Here is a 505-nt window from a genome sequence, read left to right as displayed (position 1 = left end):
CCAGGAGGTAGTGTTTCAGAAGATCCAGTTGGGTTGTCAGCAGGCACTTATTATTTAACAGCTTCAAGTTTTGGTTGTTCTGTTACTGATACGATAATAATTAATCAGCCAAGTCAATTGGTTGCAGCAATAGATTCTAGTTTTGATGTGTCATGTTTTGGTTCTACAGATGGAATTGCTTATGGATCAGCAACAGGAGGAGTAAGCCCATATACTTATTTTTGGGGTGCAGCAGCAGGAGGTCAAACGACTGCTGCAGCATCAGGTTTGTCAGCTGGGAATTATACGATGATAGTTACCGATTCAAACAATTGTAATGCAACAATTCCTGTTACAATAAATGAACCAGCACCATTAAATGCAGTATTAGGATCGTTTGATGCTTACTGTAGTTTAGCTGAAGGAACAGTGTGGGCTCAACCAACAAATGGTACTGCACCATACACTTTTGCATGGGATTCTGCAGGAGTAAATGTTGGTGCATTAGATACAGTTTCTGGGCTTT

The 505-nt window shown here is 40.4% G+C and carries 1 pseudogene; it reads left to right on the top strand.

Annotated features, from left to right (window positions below):
• Positions 1–505 (top strand): annotated as a pseudogene (locus FRY74_RS12790) (hypothetical protein); the annotation flags it as partial.

The sequence above is a fragment of the Vicingus serpentipes genome (assembly GCF_007993035.1).
Classification (GTDB): Bacteria; Bacteroidota; Bacteroidia; order Flavobacteriales_E; family Vicingaceae; genus Vicingus; species Vicingus serpentipes.
The sequence above is the reverse complement of the archived record's forward strand: the minus strand, read 5'-3'. Positions and strand labels throughout refer to the sequence as shown.